At 54.2% G+C, this 19,541-nt stretch carries 13 protein-coding genes; 8 read left to right on the top strand and 5 right to left on the bottom strand.

The window, feature by feature from the left end; all coding sequences use genetic code 11:
* Positions 1-44: 44 nt before the first annotated feature.
* Positions 45-311, bottom strand: a complete 267-nt coding sequence (locus AC790_RS24815; RefSeq protein ID WP_152929148.1) for a hypothetical protein — start codon at positions 309-311, stop codon at positions 45-47.
* A 210-nt stretch (positions 312-521) separates the two neighbouring features.
* Between AC790_RS24815 and AC790_RS19455 the strand changes: the two genes are divergently transcribed.
* From AC790_RS19455 to rcsB, 3 genes are read left to right on the top strand one after another with little or no spacing between them, the layout of a single operon-like run.
* Complete coding sequence (locus AC790_RS19455) at positions 522-1,676, top strand: MFS transporter (RefSeq protein WP_049852880.1); 1,155 nt, start codon at positions 522-524, stop codon at positions 1,674-1,676.
* Positions 1,677-1,699: 23 nt separating this feature from the next.
* The gene (rcsD, locus tag AC790_RS19460; RefSeq protein WP_049853029.1) at positions 1,700-4,363 is read left to right on the top strand and encodes a phosphotransferase RcsD; all 2,664 of its coding nucleotides are present in this window, start codon (positions 1,700-1,702) and stop codon (positions 4,361-4,363) included.
* Position 4,364: 1 nt separating this feature from the next.
* A complete protein-coding gene (gene rcsB, locus AC790_RS19465) occupies positions 4,365-5,015 on the top strand; it encodes a response regulator transcription factor RcsB (RefSeq protein ID WP_007889370.1) in 651 nt (216 codons plus the stop codon).
* A 40-nt stretch (positions 5,016-5,055) separates the two neighbouring features.
* Here the strand turns inward: rcsB and rcsC are convergent, their stop codons facing one another.
* Positions 5,056-7,908, bottom strand: a complete 2,853-nt coding sequence (gene rcsC, locus AC790_RS19470) for a two-component system sensor histidine kinase RcsC (RefSeq protein ID WP_007889368.1) — start codon at positions 7,906-7,908, stop codon at positions 5,056-5,058.
* Between the two features lie 163 nt (positions 7,909-8,071).
* Positions 8,072-10,711, bottom strand: coding sequence for a DNA topoisomerase (ATP-hydrolyzing) subunit A (gyrA, locus tag AC790_RS19475; RefSeq protein ID WP_049852881.1), 2,640 nt, complete (start codon positions 10,709-10,711; stop codon positions 8,072-8,074).
* Positions 10,712-10,887: 176 nt separating this feature from the next.
* Here gyrA and ubiG point away from each other — a divergent pair, with 176 nt between their 5' ends.
* From ubiG to yfaE, 4 genes are all read left to right on the top strand, one after another.
* Positions 10,888-11,613, top strand: a complete 726-nt coding sequence (gene ubiG, locus AC790_RS19480) for a bifunctional 2-polyprenyl-6-hydroxyphenol methylase/3-demethylubiquinol 3-O-methyltransferase UbiG (protein WP_049852882.1) — start codon at positions 10,888-10,890, stop codon at positions 11,611-11,613.
* A gap of 538 nt (positions 11,614-12,151) precedes the next feature.
* Positions 12,152-14,437, top strand: a complete 2,286-nt coding sequence (gene nrdA / locus AC790_RS19485) for a class 1a ribonucleoside-diphosphate reductase subunit alpha (protein WP_007889359.1) — start codon at positions 12,152-12,154, stop codon at positions 14,435-14,437.
* 53 nt (positions 14,438-14,490) lie between these two features.
* Positions 14,491-15,621 carry a class Ia ribonucleoside-diphosphate reductase subunit beta gene (nrdB, locus tag AC790_RS19490; RefSeq protein ID WP_007889356.1) on the top strand — a complete coding sequence of 377 codons (1,131 nt, stop codon included), beginning with the start codon at positions 14,491-14,493 and terminating at the stop codon, positions 15,619-15,621.
* A gap of 2 nt (positions 15,622-15,623) precedes the next feature.
* On the top strand, positions 15,624-15,884 hold the full coding sequence (gene yfaE / locus AC790_RS19495; protein WP_007889353.1) for a class I ribonucleotide reductase maintenance protein YfaE: 261 nt from the start codon (positions 15,624-15,626) through the stop codon (positions 15,882-15,884).
* A gap of 33 nt (positions 15,885-15,917) precedes the next feature.
* Here the strand turns inward: yfaE and AC790_RS19500 are convergent, their stop codons facing one another.
* Positions 15,918-17,114, bottom strand: a complete 1,197-nt coding sequence (locus AC790_RS19500) for a nicotinamide mononucleotide deamidase-related protein YfaY (protein WP_049852883.1) — start codon at positions 17,112-17,114, stop codon at positions 15,918-15,920.
* Between the two features lie 145 nt (positions 17,115-17,259).
* The gene (elaB, locus tag AC790_RS19505) at positions 17,260-17,568 is read right to left on the bottom strand and encodes a stress response protein ElaB (protein ID WP_007889349.1); all 309 of its coding nucleotides are present in this window, start codon (positions 17,566-17,568) and stop codon (positions 17,260-17,262) included.
* Between the two features lie 308 nt (positions 17,569-17,876).
* On the opposite strand from elaB, the gene AC790_RS19510 reads away from it, so the two are divergent.
* Positions 17,877-19,535: a glucan biosynthesis protein D gene (locus tag AC790_RS19510; RefSeq protein WP_049852884.1), complete on the top strand. Its 1,659-nt coding sequence runs from the start codon at positions 17,877-17,879 to the stop codon at positions 19,533-19,535.
* Positions 19,536-19,541 lie beyond the last annotated feature (6 nt).

The following is a 19,541-nucleotide window of genomic DNA, read 5'->3' on the forward strand; positions in this document are numbered from 1 at the left end:
ATGCTTATTAATGCTTTAAGCGAACCGGTGCGCCATACAGGCCGTTAATAAACGGCCCGCTTCGCCTGATGAAAACGGGTTACCAGCAGGTAACAAGGATGAAAGTAAACCACAGCAAAATTCTCCCAAAGAGGAGAAATAATATCGATCTCGCTATATTCCGCATCGGGAGCCGATGGGATGACTAACATATCGGTTTTAGGTGGTCGCTGCCTATTGGCGAAAATCCGGAAATAGGCGCTTTGCGACAGCGCCAGGATAATGACGTGTAAGCCGCGTGTGGCGCGGAAACTTCCATCAGTATACTGCATCAATCGTCAGAAAAAATTTTACTTAAGTCACTCTAGTTTTGGTTGGTACATGCCAGGAAAGTTCTGGAAAAGCGTAGCGTCAGGTAAAAAATCGGTAATATGCCTGTTTAAGGCGCTAAACCTCACGCACCATTCGTGTGGGATGCCAGGTTTGACGCCGGCTTTAATGCTAAACTTCGTCGCTTCATCCGCTAATGAAAAACACTCTTTATGACAGCACTGGACGCCGCGCAACAGAATAAATTGCACCACCGTGTCAATGCAGGAACACGTATCGTTTTCCTTATCGCCGGACTGGCTATGTCCGCCTGGGCACCGTTGGTGCCGTTTGCCAGCCAGCGTCTGGCGCTGAGCGGTGCATCGCTCGGAGGATTGCTGCTGTGCCTTGGCATTGGCTCTTTGGCGGCGATGCCAGTTACTGGTGGTTTAATCGCGCGTTTTGGTGGTCGTCGGGTGATGCTGTGCTCCACGCTCGTGGTGTTGGCAGTTCTGCCGCTGCTGGCCACGCTTAATGTGATGTGGCAGATGGCCGCAACGCTGATGGTGTTTGGCGCCGGGCTCGGTATGCTGGACGTCGCCATGAACGTGCAGGCTGTTGAAGTGGAAAAAGCGGCAGATAAACCGATGATGTCGGGTTTCCACGGTTTCTTCAGCCTGGGCGGCATTATTGGCGCGGGCTCCGTCAGCCTGCTGCTTGGCGCGGGGCTGACGCCATTGCAGGCGATTGGCGTGGTGATGGCGCTGATTGTGTTGCTGCTGCTGTGGAGCCTGCCGACGTTGATGACCGAGCGCCTGCATCAGCCCGATCAACCGTGGCTGGTGATCCCGCGCGGCTGGGTCGCCTTCCTCGGCTTGCTGTGCTTTATTCTGTTTCTTGCCGAAGGCGCGGTGCTGGATTGGGGCGCGCTGCTGCTGCTGCAAAGCCCGGAGATGAGCCCTGCGCACGCCGGTTTGGGTTATGCGGTGTTCTCGGTGGCGATGACCATTGGTCGCTTAACCGGCGATAAAGTGATTCAGCGCTTTGGCCGCTATCCGGTGATGTTGACCGGTGCATTGGCTGCGGCTGCGGGGATGACGCTGGCGGTGTTGCTGCCGTGGCCACAAATCGCGCTGCTGGCTTTCCTGCTGGTGGGCTTTGGCCTCGCCAATACGGTGCCGATGTTGTTCAATGCTGCCGGGAATCAACACGATATGCCGTCGAATCTGGCGATTTCGGCCATGACAACGTTAGGCTATGCGGGTATTCTTTCAGGTCCGGCTTTAATCGGATTAATTTCCCAGTGGATCAGCCTGAGTGGCGCATTTTTACTTATCGCTCTGCTGCTGCTGGCCGTCGCGGCCAGTGCCCGACGGGTTGCGCGCTAATTCCATGGTCCTGAGACACTATGCTGCCTTATAAATTTCCTCTGACATCCGGCAATGTAACGCGCTTTTTCGTGGTGTTTAATCTGGTGCTTTTTCTGGCGCTCGGCGCGATGGTGCATAACAGCGTCAATGCCTGGATTACTGAGAAGCGCTATGCGATGACTGATTTGGCGCGCGCCATGCAGAAACGCATCGATGCGTCGCGCTTTGCTACCTGGCAGATCTATGAAAACCTCGCCACCAGCGCCGCCGGATCGTCGCCGAACAGCAATCTTCAGGAAACCCGCCTGCGCCCGGATGTCTACTATCTGGAAAAAACCCGACGCAAAACGGAAGCGCTGATCTTCGGTTCGCACGACGGCAGCACGCTGGATATGACCATGCGCATGTCCAACTATCTGGATACGCTGTGGGGCGCAGAAAATCCGACCTGGTCGATGTACTTCCTTAATGGTCAGGACAATAGCTTGATCATGATCTCAACGTTGCCGCTGAAAGATATGGCAACGCGCTATAAAGAGAGCGCGATCAATACCATGGTTGATAGCCGCCGCGCGGAGATGTTGCAGCAGGCCAATGCGCTGGATGAACGTGAAAGCTTCTCGCCGCTGCGCCATTTTGCCTGGCAAAACGATCACTACTTTACGCTGCGCACCACCTTTAATCAGCCGGGCCATTTAGCCACGGTGGTGGCGTTCGATCTGCCGGTTAACGATTTGATTCCGCGTAATATGCCGCTGGAGAACTTCCAGTTGCGGCAGGACGCCACGCAAACCTCAACCACCACCAATAGCGACGATACCAGCAGTGAAACCACGCACGTAGCGCTGGTTAATCCCAATCTGGAGATCGCCGCTTCGCTGCCGAGCACCTCATTACAGCTGGTGTATCGCGTGCCGCTCACCAGCTTGGCGCTGGATACGCTGCATAACCTGATGTGGCCGCTGCTGATCAACCTTGTGCTGTTTTTACTGTCGATTGCCGGCATTACGCTGCTGCGTCAGCAATCGCTGCGCCCGAATGAGAATCAAAGCGCCGAGCTCGATTCCCTGCGCATGCTGAACGAAGAGATTGTTGCCAGTTTGCCGGTTGGCCTGCTGGTGTATGACTTCGCCACCAACCGCACACTGCTCAGCAATAAGATCGCGGAGCATCTGTTGCCGCACCTCAATCTGCAGAAAATCATCAATATGTCCGATCAGCATCAGGGCGTGCTGCAGGCGACCATCAATAATGAAGTGTATGAGATCCGCCACGCGCGCAGCGTGTTATCGCCGCATACGCAGCTGTTTATGATGCGCGATCAGGACCGCGAATTGCTGGTCAATAAGAAGCTGCAGAAGGCGCAGCAGGTGTTAGATCGCAACCACCAGATGCGCCAGCAGCTGATGCATAACCTTGGACACGCACTGAATCGTCCGCTGCAAAGTATGGTCACGCAGCTGGTGCAACTTAGCCAGCGTGATGATGACGAGAGCGTGCTTGATCTGCTCGACGAAAGCCAGGGCCTGGCGCGCCTGGTCGATGACATCGTGCTGCTCAATCGCCTTGAAGCGCATGATTGGTCGCCGGATGCCAGCGTGTTCAATCTGCAGGATATGCTGGATGAGATCGCGCTGGAAAGCCTGCCGCTGTTGCGCCGCAAAGGCCTGGCGCTGGTGATGAACAACCATTTAGCCAACGACGAAATGCGCTTTGGCGATCGTCGTGCGCTGCGTAAAGTGCTGACCACGCTGATGCATTACTCGCTCACCACCACCCGCTGGGGCAAAATTACGCTGGAGATTAGGTCCAGCGAAGAGAAGCCGAATCAGGTGCTGCTGCAACTGGTGGATACCGGCGCCGGCTTGAGCGTCGACGAGCTGGCGAATGTCGATTTCCCCTATCTGGGCGAAACCACGCAGGACCGCTTCGGTCAGGCATCTGGCATGGCATTTTTCCTGTGTAAGCAGCTGTGTAAACAGATGGGCGGGCTGCTCGAGATCATCGCCAAACCCGATATCGGTACGCGCTACAATATTCAACTGCCGCTGGCATTAGAAGAACAGCAAGGTGAGCAGGAAGAGAAGCTGCTGGAAGGCGTCACCGCGCTGGTGGATATCGCCGTTGAAGACGTACACAAAATTGTGTGTCGCCACCTGGAAAACTGGGGCGCCAAATGCCTGACTTCGGACGAACGTTTGACCGGTCAGGATCATGATGTGCTGGTGACCGACGATCCCGCGCGCCTGAACGGCTGGGCGCTGTTACTGGCCGGTGACGAGATGGGCCATCACGCGTTGAACGATCGGCAATTCCGGGTCAACTTCAATCTCAGTAATGCGCTGCTTGATGCGCTACTGGCCCTGATTGAAAAGCAACTTTCTCATGACTTGATGGAGGAGAGTAGCGAAGATGAAGCAGCCACGCCGCTGATGAGCGGAGGCTATTTCCAGCTGTTTACCGAGACAGTACCGCCAGATGTGAAGAGACTGTATACTGAAGCGGCGGAAAAGGATTATCCCTCGCTTGCTCAGACAGCACATCGCCTGAAAGGCGTGTTTGCCATGCTCAATCTGGTGTCAGGTAAACAGCTTTGTGAAGCGTTAGAACAACACATAAAAGTATGTGACGATTTAACCATTAAAAATACCACCAGTGAAATTGACGCTTACGTCAGCCAACTGCTGCAGCAAGGTAACCAATAAGATGAATAACTTGAACGTAATTATTGCCGATGACCATCCGATCGTTTTGTTCGGTATCCGTAAGTCGCTGGAACAGATCGAATGGGTTAACGTTGTAGGTGAGTTTGAAGACTCAACAGCATTAGTAAACAGCTTGCCCAAACTGGACGCCAACGTCCTGATTACCGACCTCTCGATGCCAGGCGAGAAATACGGTGACGGTATCACCCTGATCAAATACATCAAACGTCACTATCCGGATCTCTCGATTATCGTTCTTACCATGAACAATAACCCAGCGATCCTGAGCGCGGTGTTGGATCTGGATATTGAAGGGATTGTCCTGAAACAAGGCGCACCAACCGATCTGCCTAAAGCACTGGCTGCTTTACAGAAAGGTAAAAAATATACGCCGGAAAGCGTGGCAAAACTGCTGGAGCGCATCAGCGCCGGTGGTTACGGTGACAAGCGTTTGTCGCCGAAAGAGAGTGAAGTGCTGCGTCTGTTCGCCGAAGGTTTCCTGGTAACTGAGATTGCCAAGAAGCTGAACCGCAGTATCAAAACCATCAGTAGCCAGAAGAAATCAGCGATGATGAAACTGGGCGTGGAAAACGATATTGCGCTGCTGAACTATCTCTCTTCTGTTAGCGCTACTCAGGTCGACAAAGAGTAATCCTCAACAGGCGGCGCTTCGGCTCCGCCTGTTTTTCGCTTTACCCTTCCCTGCCTTTCCTGACGCGTTCCGCGTATACCGCCAGCGTGCTTATCAGTACATCTAGCGTCACGGGTTTTGACAAGCAGTTATCCATTCCTGCTTCCATACAGCGCTGCTTCTCTTCCGCCAGTGCATTCGCCGTTACGCCAATCACCGGGAACGTATGTCCTAACTGACGCAGACGTTGTGTCAGGCGATAACCATCCATATTCGGCATATTGACGTCGCTCAGCACAATATCGATGTGGTTGCGGCTCAGCACATTCAGTGCATCCACCCCATCCTGCGCCGTTTTAGTCTGATAACCGACGGTACCCAGCTGCTCTGACAGCAGCATACGGTTGATAGGATGGTCATCCACGATCAGCACGATAATATCTTCAAAGGTTGCCGCCTCTTTTGCTGCCACCAGCTGCAGCGGCGCGGCGGTTTCGCTATTGATGTTGATGCGATAGATGCGGCCCAGTAGCTGTGGCAAATCGTGTAACATCGCGCTGCTTTGAATCCAGCGACCGGGTTCCGTTTCATGCGGCATATCGATGTGCTCACCGCAGATGCGAATACGCGCGCGCCCGCTTGGTGCGGGAAGCTCATCGTGATCGCTGATGATCACATCATCGCTTGCCGCCTGGCCGTGGTAATAAGCCACCTGAATACCCTGCTGCTGCAGCAAGCGCAGCAGGAAGCTGGCGAGATACTCATTACGCATATCCAGCCAGATAGCTTTTTCCTGCAAGCCATCCAGCAGCGGTGGCGCCGCGAGTTGACCGGAATAGATGGGAATCCGCACCACAAACTGGCTGCCCATGCCCGGTTCCGAATCAACTTCGATATCACCATCCATCATGTTGATGAGTTTTTCACAGATCGCCAGGCCCAGCCCGGTTCCCTGGAAATTACGCTGCACGCCCGATCCCACCTGGAAGAACGGATCGAACAGACGCGTCACCTCTTTGGCCGGGATGCCTACGCCAGTGTCACGCACGCGGAACGCCAGATAGCCCTCTTTCACGTATGCATGCAGAATGATGCAGCCGGTGTGCGTGAACTTGATGGCATTGTTTAGCAGGTTAGAAATCACCTGCTGCAGACGCATGGCATCGCCATCCATCGTCAGCGGCACATCGTTCTCGATAAACACATACAGCGTCAGCCGCTTGCGTACCACCAATGAGAGATAGTTGCTGGCGATGTGATTGACCACCTCGCGTGGAGAGAACGGATGCGGTTCGATTTTCAGCTGTTCAGATTCGATTTTTGAGAAGTCGAGAATGTCGCTGATGATTTTTAACAGCAGGCTTGACGAGTTATTCATCGCTGTCACCAGCGAATCCACTCCTTTCGGCAACACTTTGGTCTGCAGCAGATCGAGGTTACCGATGATGCCGTACAGTGGGGTACGCAACTCGTGGCTGACGGTGGCAAGGAACATCGATTTCGACTGGCTTGCCTGCTCGGCAGAGTGCGCCATCTCCTGTAGCGATTGCTCCATGCGTACGCGGGCCGAGACATCCACCAGCACGCAAATCGCTACGTTTTCATTACGGTAGCGTGAATGCACGAAGCTAATTTGCAGGTTGGTGTTGCTGCCGGTCAGCACATCAACAAAGTTGACCTGCTGACCGCCGATAATTTCATTCAGCCGCTGGCGATCTTCCTGCGTTAGCAGCGTCAGATAGTTGTGCGCCAGCTCATTACTCAAAATGTTGGTGCCGTCACTGGTGCGCAGAATGCAAATTCCTACCGGCGCAGAAGCGACTATCTTGCGGTTAAACTGTTCATGCTCTTCCAGCCGATGCGCATTCTCTTCTGCCGGCAGGAACATACGGCGCTCAAATATCCACGCCAGGGTGAATAAAATCACTGCCGTGAAGATGTTAAGCAGCAGCGCGTTAATCAGCATCAGCTTAAGCTGATCCATCAATACGTTGGTCGACAGTGACCACACCACATTGAGATTCGACGGCGGCAACGGTTTTTTCAGCACCAGCTGGCGATAGCTGTCGAGATAGCCAAACCAGGTGTTGTTATCCGGCAGATCGTCCAGCGAATAACCCGGCCCGCCGCGACGCGAGCTGATCAGTGGACGATAGTTTTCATCGGTGATGGTCGCCACCAGCGGTAAACCGCCCGGCTGAATAAACTCATCCAGACGGATATTCTGCTCTACGCCCAACAGCGCCTGCAGCTTGTTGGCCACATACACCGGCATCACCATATAGAAGTTGCCTACGCCCGGCTGCGCACTGCTGGTAATCCAGTACATTGGTTGGCGGCGCTCTTCTTCATTGCCGTTGCGATAGTGCAGCACGCGCTCGCGCAGCGCTTTCAGACTGCGTTCGCGATCGACCGTATTGTTGCTGCCGATGGTGAAATCTGCCAGACACTGATTTTCGCCACCGATGAAGAACACGCGGTTCAATTCATACGCCGAGGCGAAATTGCTTTTCCAGTAATTGATGTAGTAGCTGAGCGAATCCAGCGAATTGCGCCAGGTGTTGCTCATTGAGGTGCAGTCGCCATCGGAAAATAGCGGCGTGAACTGCGGCAGCGTCCCTTTGCCTGGCGGTAAACCGTTGATCACATCCAGACCGTTAGCGCTGCTGCTCAGGCGATTTTCGGTGATATATTTCAGTTCGCGCATCACATCCGCCGAGTGGCGTATATACCACTCCATCTGCCCGTAATTGGTGGCAAACTCCTGACGAACCGCGTTTTCTTTCTCATGCAGCACGTTGATGATGTAGAAAGTGGTCAGCAGCGCACCCAGCGCCCAGAGCAGCAACGCCAGCGCACGAAACAGATAGCGCGAAATACGGAGCGTGGTGCGAAAGGAGACGAGATATTTCAAAAGAGGCTCACTGGCGGCAAGGGGTTATCAGGATGTTGAAAAACTCTCATACACTAGCTTTATCGGCCCTAAAAAGCCAGTTGGCATGCGCCGTTAGCGTAAAACTCAGATAAAAAAACGGCAGGTCAATTTACTGACCTGCCGTTTTCAACAACCTTACGGATTACTCTTCGTCGTCCGCTTCCGGCGCTTCGTCATCGCTGTCCACTTCCGGCGCGATATCTTCTTCGCCTTCCGCTACGCTGCCGTCGATGGCGTCGAGTTCTTCCTCTTCCACCGGCTCAGCAACACGTTGCAGACCCACAACGTTTTCATCTTCCGCGGTACGGATCAGAATCACGCCTTGAGTGTTACGGCCAACCACGCTGACTTCCGACACGCGGGTTCGCACCAGCGTACCGGCATCGGTGATCATCATAATCTGATCGCCGTCCACCACCTGTACCGCGCCGATAACCGGGCCGTTACGTTCGGTGACTTTAATCGAGATGACGCCCTGCGTCGCACGCGACTTGGTTGGATACTCGCTGTTGGCGGTACGTTTACCGTAACCGTTCTGCGTCACGGTGAGGATCGCGCCCTCTTCACGTGGCACAATCAGCGACACCACTTTGTCGTTGGCGGAGAGCTTGATACCGCGTACGCCAGAGGCCGAACGGCCCATCGCACGTACCGCAGTTTCAGCGAAGCGCACCACTTTACCGGCGGCAGAGAACAGCATCGCTTCGTCGCTACCGTTGGTTAACGCCACACCAATCAGCTCATCATCCTCACGCAGGTTGATAGCGATGATGCCCGCGCTACGCGGACGGCTGAACTCCTGCAGCGCCGTTTTCTTCACGGTACCGCTAGCGGTTGCCATGAAGATGTTGAAGCCTTCCGTGTATTCACGCACCGGCAGAATGGCGGTGATACGTTCGTTGGCTTCCAGCGGCAACAGGTTGACGATTGGACGACCGCGCGCACCACGGCTGGCTTCCGGCAGCTGATAGACTTTCATCCAGTAGAGACGGCCACGGCTTGAGAAGCACAGAATGGTGTCATGGGTGTTGGCCACCAGCAGACGATCGATAAAGTCTTCTTCTTTAATACGTGCGGCTGATTTGCCTTTGCCACCGCGGCGCTGGGCTTCGTAGTCGGTCAACGGTTGATATTTGACATAACCCTGATGCGACAGCGTGACCACCACATCTTCCTGATTAATCAGGTCTTCGATGTTGATATCGGCGCTATTAGCGGTGATTTCAGTACGACGTGCGTCGCCGAATTGATCGCGCATCAGCTCCAGCTCTTCACGGATCACTTCCATCAGGCGCTCAGCGCTCTGCAGGATGTAAAGCAGCTCAGCGATCTGATCCAGCAGCTCTTTGTACTCGTCGAGCAGTTTTTCGTGCTCCAGGCCGGTCAGTTTCTGCAAGCGCAGATCCAGAATCGCCTGGGCTTGCTGCTCGGTCAGATAATATTGACCATCGCGGATACCAAACTCGGCTTCCAGCCACTCCGGACGCGCGGCATCGTTCCCGGCACGTTCCAGCATGGCGGCAACGTTACCGAGATCCCACGACTGTGCCAGAAGGCCCAGTTTCGCTTCCGCTGGCGTTGGTGCACGACGAATCAGTTCGATAATCGGATCGATGTTCGCCAGCGCAATTGCCAGGCCTTCAAGGATGTGGGCACGATCGCGCGCTTTGCGCAGTTCGAAAATGGTACGGCGCGTCACGACTTCACGACGATGGCGCACGAAGGCTTCAATGATGCCCTTCAGCGTCATGATCTTCGGCTGGCCCTGATGCAGCGCCACCATGTTGATACCGAAAGAGACCTGCAGCTGCGTCAGTGAGTAAAGGTTGTTGAGAACCACTTCACCGACCGCATCGCGTTTGATCTCAATGACAACACGCATGCCGTCTTTGTCAGATTCATCACGCAGTGCGCTGATGCCTTCAACACGCTTCTCTTTCACCAGCTCCGCAATCTTCTCGATCAGGCGCGCTTTATTCACCTGATACGGCAGTTCGTGAACGATGATGGTTTCACGGCCGGTCTTGGCATCGGTTTCTACTTCGCCACGTGCGCGGATGTAAATCTTGCCGCGCCCGGTGCGATAAGCCTCTTCGATGCCGCGACGACCATTGATAAACGCCGCCGTCGGGAAGTCTGGCCCGGTGATGTGCTCCATTAAGCCTTCAACGGTGATGTCTTCATCTTCGATGAAAGCCAGACAGCCGTTGATCACTTCCGTGAGGTTGTGAGGCGGAATGTTGGTCGCCATACCTACCGCGATACCGGAAGAACCGTTTACCAGCAGGTTAGGAATTTTGGTTGGCAGGACTTCAGGAATCTGCTCGGTGCCGTCATAGTTCGGCACGAAATCGACGGTTTCCTTTTCCAGGTCAGCCAGCAGCTCCGAGGAGATCTTCGCCATACGCACTTCGGTATAACGCATCGCTGCAGCGGAGTCGCCGTCGACCGAACCAAAGTTACCCTGACCGTCAACCAGCATGTAGCGCAGGGAGAACGGCTGGGCCATACGTACAATACTTTCGTATACCGCGGAATCGCCGTGCGGGTGATATTTACCGATGACGTCACCGACCACACGGGCGGATTTTTTATAGGGTTTATTCCAGTCGTTACCCAGTTCGCTCATGGCAAAAAGCACACGGCGGTGTACCGGCTTCAGACCATCACGCACATCGGGTAAGGCTCGGCCAACAATGACCGACATGGCGTAATCGAGGTAGGAGTTTTTTAACTCTTCTTCGATATTGACCGGTGTAATTTCTCTCGCAAGGTCGCTCATGGAGCCGCTATCCCTCTACATAATCCCGGATTTAAAGGTGCGAAAGTATATCACATCGCTTCCCTTCGGTGAACGTAAACCAGGGCTTAATCCCGCTTTTCCTTCGCCGTCAGAGATGCGCTCACAGCGCTTAAGCGTTTATACTGAGGGAATATTTTGTCTGGAGTGATGATTCAATGAGTGAACAACCGCAGGAAAGCCGCCAGAACGTGGACCACGCCGAGATTGCTAAGTTTGAGGCCGTGGCATCCCGCTGGTGGGATTTAGAAGGTGAATTTAAGCCGTTGCACCGTATCAATCCCCTGCGGCTTGGCTGGATTGCCCAGCACAGCCATGGCCTGTTTGGTAAGAAAGTGCTGGATGTCGGCTGCGGCGGCGGCATTCTGGCTGAAAGCATGGCGCGCGAAGGGGCTGAGGTAACCGGCCTGGATATGGGTGCGGAGCCGCTGGAAGTGGCGCGTTTGCACGCGCTGGAGAGCGGCGTTAGCGTCAATTACGTGCAGCAAACCGTGGAAGACCACGCCACAAGTCACGCCGGTCAATATGATGTGGTGACCTGCATGGAGATGCTGGAGCACGTACCGGATCCGCGTTCCGTGGTATTAGCCTGCGCGCAACTGGTAAAACCGGGTGGTGAAGTGTTCTTCTCCACCATAAACCGTAATCCCAAAGCCTGGCTGCTGGCGGTTTTTGGCGCCGAATACGTGCTGCGCATGGTGCCGCGCGGCACCCATGACGTGAAGAAGTTTATCCGCCCTGCAGAATTGCTGAACTGGGTGGATGAGACGCCACTGCGTGAGAGAAATATGATTGGCCTGCACTACAACCCACTTACCAACCAGTTCCGACTCGGTCGTGGCGTTGATGTGAATTATATGATTCATACCCATCGTCAGGATTAACCAACCGGGTGCGCATCAGTGCGTACCCTGCGAAAATTCTCGCAGCTATTGTCAGGTCGTCGTATAGGGCGACCTGCTATCCAGATCAATTTCCTTTTAGACGCGCCCCGGCCTTTTTTATAGGCTGAACAAGTCACAAAAAATTCATAAGCAATTTTAGATAAGTTCGCTGCTGGCGGCCTTGTCAGGGCTTTTTTGGCCTAAGAAAATTCCTGAACCGTAGTTGTTGCACAAGAAACACGCGTCCGATCATAAAGTGAAAAAAAAGTGCTTAACGGTTGACACTAAGTGCAGGCCTTGCGGCACGCGGATCCAGGATTTTAGCCAGCCGCTAAGGACGATTTTTTAGTGAAAATCAACTCTTGTTAAGAAGAGATTGCTGACTAGAATACTCACCATATTGTTGTTCAAACTTCCCGCACCCCCTATATATAGTGTTTATCCACAGGCTTACTCACAACGAGCGGCTTGTGCATAGACCTTGTGCATAGATGGGGGATAAATACGTCATTCATGCATGGACAGGTAAAAACGCGACATGAACCAAAGTCTGCTCGTTACTAAACGCGATGGCCGCCAGGAGCGCATTGATCTCGACAAAATTCACCGTGTACTGGATTGGGCAGCCGAAGGGCTGAACAACGTTTCAGTTTCACAGGTTGAACTGCGCTCACACATTCAGTTCTACGATGGCATCAGAACCTCTGATATTCATGAGACCATCATCAAGGCTGCCGCAGACCTGATCTCCCGTGATGCGCCAGATTACCAGTACCTGGCCGCGCGTCTGGCTATCTTCCACCTGCGTAAAAAAGCTTACGGCCAGTTTGAACCGCCGAAGCTGTACGATCAGGTGGTGAAGATGGTTGAGATGGGCAAATATGACCGTCATCTGCTGGAAGATTACAGCACCGAAGAGTTCGAGCAGATGGACGAGTTCATCGACCATTGGCGCGACATGAATTTCTCCTACGCCGCGGTTAAGCAGCTGGAAGGGAAATATCTGGTGCAGAACCGCGTCAGCGGTGAAATCTACGAAAGCGCCCAGTTCCTCTACATTCTGGTGGCGGCTTGCCTGTTCTCGGGCTACCCGCGCGAAACCCGTATGGATTACGTGAAGCGCTTTTATGATGCGATCTCGACGTTCAAGATCTCGTTGCCGACGCCGATCATGTCCGGCGTGCGCACCCCAACCCGTCAGTTCAGCTCTTGCGTGCTGATCGAGTGCGGCGATAGCCTTGACTCTATCAATGCCACCTCCAGCGCCATTGTGAAATACGTTTCACAGCGTGCCGGTATAGGCATCAACGCTGGCCGCATCCGTGCGCTGGGTAGCCCAATCCGCGGCGGCGAAGCGTTCCACACCGGCTGTATTCCGTTCTATAAGCATTTCCAGACCGCAGTGAAGTCCTGCTCGCAGGGCGGCGTGCGTGGCGGTGCCGCTACGCTGTTCTACCCAATGTGGCATCTGGAAGTGGAAAGCCTGCTGGTGCTGAAAAACAACCGTGGTGTTGAAGGCAACCGCGTGCGTCACATGGATTACGGCGTACAGATCAACAAGCTGATGTACACCCGCTTGCTGAAAGGCGAAGACATCACCCTGTTCAGCCCGTCTGACGTGCCTGGCCTGTACGACGCGTTCTTCGCCGATCAGGACGAGTTCGAGCGTCTGTACACCAAATATGAGAAAGACGACAGCATCCGCAAGCAGCGCGTGAAAGCGGTTGAGCTGTTCTCACTGATGATGCAGGAACGTGCTTCAACTGGCCGTATCTACATTCAGAACGTCGATCACTGCAACACCCACAGCCCGTTTGATCCGAGCATCGCGCCGGTTCGTCAGTCGAACCTGTGCCTGGAAATCGCGCTGCCGACCAAACCGCTCAACGATGTGAATGACGAAAGCGGCGAAATCGCCTTGTGTACGCTGTCGGCCTTCAACCTGGGCGCGATTAACAGCCTTGACGATCTGGAAGAGCTGGCGACCCTCGCAGTGCGTGCCCTTGATGCGCTGCTGGATTATCAGGATTACCCCATCCCGGCAGCCCAACGCGGCGCCATGGGCCGTCGTACGCTGGGCATCGGCGTGATCAACTACGCCTACTACCTGGCGAAAAACGGCGTGCGTTATTCTGATGGCAGCGCCAACAACCTGACGCACAAAACCTTCGAAGCGATTCAGTATTACTTGCTGAAAGCCTCGAACGAACTGGCGAAAGAGCAAGGTGCTTGCCCGTGGTTCAAAGAGACCACTTATTCGCAGGGCATTCTGCCAATCGATACCTATAAAAAGGATCTCGATGTGGTGTGCAACGAGCCGCTGCATCTGGATTGGGAAGGTCTACGTGAGTCGATCACCACGCACGGGCTGCGCAACTCTACGCTCTCTGCGCTGATGCCATCCGAAACCTCTTCACAGATTTCGAACGCGACTAACGGTATCGAACCACCGCGCGGACACATCAGCATCAAAGCATCAAAAGACGGCATTCTGCGTCAGGTGGTGCCAGAGTATGAGCGTCTGAAAGATCAGTACGAACTGCTGTGGGAAATGCCGTCCAACGACGGTTATCTGCAGCTGGTTGGCGTGATGCAGAAATTTATCGATCAGGCGATTTCGTCGAATACCAACTACGATCCGAGCCGTTTTGCCAATGGCAAAGTGCCGATGAAACAGCTGCTGAAAGATCTGCTGACCGCCTACAAATTTGGCGTGAAAACCCTGTACTACCAAAACACCCGTGATGGTGCGGAAGATGCACAGGACGATCTGGCCCCTTCCATTCAGGATGATGGCTGCGAAAGCGGCGCATGTAAGATCTAATCTCATCTTGTCAGGGCCGGCAACGGTCGGCCCTCTTCACATTTGGACTCAAAATGGCTTACACCACATTCTCCCAGAACAAAAATGACCAGCTAAAAGAGCCGATGTTCTTTGGCCAGTCCGTCAACGTTGCCCGTTTCGATCAGCAGAAATATGACATCTTTGAAAAGCTGATTGAGAAGCAGCTCTCCTTCTTCTGGCGTCCGGAAGAAGTCGACGTGTCGCGCGATCGTATCGATTATCAGGCGCTGCCAGAGCATGAAAAGCACATCTTTATCAGCAACCTGAAGTATCAAACGCTGCTGGATTCGATTCAGGGCCGTAGCCCGAACGTGGCGCTGCTGCCGCTGATTTCCATCCCTGAGCTGGAAACCTGGATTGAAACCTGGGCGTTCTCCGAGACCATTCACTCGCGCTCTTACACCCACATCATCCGTAATATCGTGAACGATCCGGCGGTGGTGTTTGACGATATCGTCACCAATGAACAGATTCTGGCGCGCGCGGAAGATATCTCGAAGTACTACGATGACCTGATCGAGATGACCAGCTACTGGCATCTGCTGGGCGAAGGCACGCATCAGGTGAACGGTAAAACCGTCACCGTTAATCTGCGCGATCTGAAAAAACAGCTCTATATCTGCCTGATGAGCGTCAATGCGCTGGAAGCGATTCGCTTCTATGTGAGCTTCGCCTGTTCATTTGCTTTCGCCGAGCGTGAGCTGATGGAAGGTAACGCCAAAATCATTAAGCTGATTGCTCGCGACGAAGCGCTGCATCTGACTGGCACCCAGCATATGTTGAACCTGCTGCGTACCGGTGAAGATGATCCAGAGATGAAAGCGATTGCCGCCGAGTGCCGCGACGAATGTTACGACCTGTTCAAGAAAGCAGCCGAGCAGGAAAAAGAGTGGGCAGAGTATCTTTTCAGCGGCGGTTCAATGATCGGCCTGAATAAAGACATTCTGTGCCAGTACATCGAGTACATCACTAACATCCGTATGCAGGCCGTTGGCCTGGACCTGCCGTTCCAGACGCGTTCGAACCCCATTCCATGGATCAATTCATGGCTGGTATCGGACAACGTGCAGGTTGCACCGCAGGAAGTCGAAGTGAGCTCGTATTTGGTCGGTCAGATTGATTCTGAAGTAGGCGAAGACGATTTCGACGGTTTCCAGCTGTAATTATGAGTCGTTCTGTTGTTATTCTGCGTAGCTCCGGCTCCCGGCTGGAGTGCGCAGAAGATCACCCTAATCTGCTGGCCACGCTGGAAGCTAATAATCTTTGCGTGGAGTTTCAGTGTCGTGAAGGCTATTGCGGTTCTTGCCGCCTGCGCTTACTGAAAGGCGAAGTGGATTATGCGGAGACCCCGTTGGCGTTTGTGCAGCAAGGCGAGATTTTGCCGTGCTGCTGTCGCGCTAAAGGGGAGATTGAGATCGAGTTTTGAGTTGTTGGTCGCCATGAATGGCGACCCTTCGAATCAACGTTTCACTGTTTCCAGCACATCAATCCAGCCGTGTCCGGTGCTGACCTCGCTGCCGTGCAGCCAGCGACGCAGCATATTCATCGCCATCATCGCCACCACTTTTTGTCGCGTCTCTGCGTTATGACGACCATGCATGAACTTGACGCGTTGGCCCCAGCTCGCTTCCGGCGTGTGCAGTGCGATTGACATTTCACCCTCTTCCAGATTTCCGACAGATAACGCCAGCGCGCAACCCTGTTGCTGCGCCCAATCACGCGTGCGCGCAACCTGCGATTCCAGATCTTCATCCTGAGCTGGCAGGATCTCCGCCTTGCTGAGCGCTACGTCCGCGGCCGCCAATTGCCAGTGAAGTAAACCTGCGGTGAACTGCTCGCTCAGCGCCAGACGGAAGCCACGATCCTGCAGTTCGCGCGCCAGTAGCGCCGGCAAACCTTCGGTGCCTTCAAAGATAGTGCATTCAGCCAGCAAAAGTTTTACCTGCTGCCACACCTGCTCCATCGCCACGCGCTGATCGGCTGGCCCGGTGAGTTTGATCTCGATAATCGGCATTGATGAGCGATACCCCATCACCACACCTTCCGGCAGCGGTAATGGCTCGAGCTCGGCGGCAATATCACTTTCTCCACGCCCAAAAGTGGTGAGGCGTAAACACAGCGGCGGCTCAGGCAACGCAAAGCGCGCTTTGAGACGCGGAATGATCTCCTGCTCGACCATCACCTTAAATTCCGACGGTACACCCGGCGTGAAGAAAATCCAGCAGCGATTGAGCTGCAATGCAAAGCCACATGCGGTGCCGACCGGGTTATCCAGCATCTCAGCATTTGCCGGAATTTCTGCCTGCTTGCGATTGCTCGGCGCCATAACGCGTCCGCGACTGGCAAACCAGGCTTCCATTTTCTCCAGCCAGGCTTGCTGAATCACTAATTCACTACCGCTGGCGGCGGCGGCGGCCTGTGCGCTGAGATCGTCGCTGGTCGGCCCTAAACCGCCATTGACAATCAGCACGTCGGCAATCTGGCTGCGGCTTTGCAGCGCTTCGATCAGCGACGTCATCGCATCACCGACGGTGCTGCGGCTGGTCATCGGTAATCCGTGCTGGAACAGCACATCGGCTAACCATGCGGCGTTGGTATCAACTATTTGCCCATGTAACACTTCATCGCCCGTTGAGAGCATTTCTACACGTATCACGTTGCGTTCTCCTTATCCCTGTCGCTTTACTGTAGGAAGCGCGTAGGCGAAACACAATCGCGGATGATGCGAAAAGAGGATTTGGTAGGGAATGGGGTCAGGAAGAGCAGAAATCGGGCGCGAAGCGAGTCGCGCCCGGCAGAGCTTAGCGTCGTGCCAGCAGTAAACCGACAAACAGGCCAGCGGCGGCACCGATGCCAATCCCCTGCCATGGTTTTTCATGCACATAATCATCGGCGCGATAGGCCGCATTTTTGGCACGATAGTAATAGCTGTCTGACGCCTGGCTAACGCGTGATTTCACATCTTCCAGCGCTTGTTCAGCTTTGAGTTTCAGTTCGATGTATTTCTGATCGGCCGGGTCACCCGAAGCGCGTAATACTTCTTCCAGCGTTTCGGTTAGCAGCGCCAGATCGTCGTCAAGGCGGGTTTCAAATTGGTCTGATGATGACACTATGTAGTTCCTCCATGTTCCTAACTCGTTGTGGTTTAACTATAGTCCTAAATTCCATTTTTGCTGGCGGCAAGCCTCCAGGAATTTACCGAGTTTCACCGCTCTCAATGCAAAGTTATGTTATCAGCGGCGTAGCGGCGCGAAATCTGCTTCGCTTATTTGATTAATCTGATAAATTTTCCGCAGACTGAATTTTTTAATTTCGCGACTGTCGTAACCCCCTGTAGCCTGACGCTCAGCGTCACACATGTGTGAAGCACGCACGACAGTCACAATACACCCGAGCAGCTAAGGATTAGATTTCCGGCATGAATCGTAGAAAATTTATGAAAGCGTCCATGGCCCTCTCCGCCGTTAGCGGCATGACGGGCCTCTCCACGCTGTTTGCACAATCCGCCTGGGCCGATGAGGGTATCGCCGACGGTACCGCAGTTCGCTTCGATTTCGATTCCTTGAAAAAGAAAGCCTCCGCTTTGGCAAAACAGCCCTGGGGCGGCGCACCCGGCCCCCTGCCCGACACGCTGGCCAATCTGACTCCTCAGGCCTATAACGAAATTCAGTACGACGCCAATCACTCATTGTGGAACAACATCGCCGATCGCGAGCTTGATGTGCAGTTCTTCCACGTGGGGATGGGTTTCAAACGCCGCATCCGCATGTTCTCGGTGGATGCTGACAGCCGTGAAGCGCGCGAGATTCACTTCCGCCCGGAGCTGTTCAACTATCACAATGCCAACGTTGATACCAAACAGCTGGTCGGTAAAACCGATCTCGGCTTCGCCGGTTTCCGTGCGTTCAAAAAACCAGAGCTGGCACGTCGCGATATCGTCTCGTTCCTGGGCGCCAGCTATTTCCGTGCGGTAGATGAGACGTTCCAGTACGGCTTGTCTGCACGCGGCGTGGCGGTCAACACCTTCAGCAACGGCAAAGAGGAGTTCCCGGACTTCACCGCCTTCTGGTTCGAAACGCCAAAAGCCGATGACACCACATTTGTCGTGTATGCGCTGCTGGACGGCGCCAGCATCACCGGTGCCTACAAGTTCACCATTCACTGCGAAGAGAAACGCGTGGTAATGGATGTAGAAAACCACCTGTTTGCCCGTAATGAAATCCGCCAGCTCGGCATCGCGCCAATGACCAGCATGTTCAGCTGCGGCACCAATGAGCGCCGCATGTGCAACACTTACCATCCGCAAATTCACGACTCCGATCGTTTGGCGATGTGGACCGGTGAAGGTGAATGGATTGCGCGCCCGCTCAATAACCCGCAGCGCTTGCAGTTCAACGCCTATCAAGACGAGAACCCGCGTGGATTCGGCCTGCTGCAGCTCGATCATGACTTCAAGAATTATCAGGACGTGATTGGCTGGTACGACAAACGTCCAAGTCTGTGGGTGGAACCGATTGGCAAATGGGGCAAAGGCGCCATTAATGTGATGGAGATTCCTACCACCGGTGAAACGCTGGATAACATCGTCTGCTTCTGGCAGCCGTCAGAACCGGTGAAAGCCGGCAGCGAGTTCAACTTCCAGTACAAACTCTACTGGAGCCAGTTGCCGCCAGTGCGCAGTGGTTTAGCACGTGTCGATGCAACACGCACCGGAATTGGTGGCTTCCCGGAAGGTTGGGCGCCTGGCGAACACTTCCCGGATACGTGGTGCCGTCGCTTTGCCATTGATTTTGTCGGTGGCGATCTGAAAGCCGCTGCACCGAAAGGTATTGAGCCGGTGATTACCGTTTCTGACGGCACCTTCAAGCAGGTGGAGATTCTCTACGTTGAGCCGCTGAACGGTTACCGCATCCTGTTTGACTGGTATCCAAACAGCGATTCAACTAAACCGGTTGATATGCGCCTGTTCCTGCGTACTAAAGATGAGACGCTGAGTGAAACCTGGCTTTATCAGTACTTCCCGCCACCGCCGGATCAACGTAAGTATGTTGACGACCGGCAGATGACGCCGGGCTGATGATAA

Source organism: Pantoea sp. RIT-PI-b (assembly GCF_001187905.1).
Lineage (GTDB): Bacteria > Pseudomonadota > Gammaproteobacteria > Enterobacterales > Enterobacteriaceae > Pantoea > Pantoea nemavictus.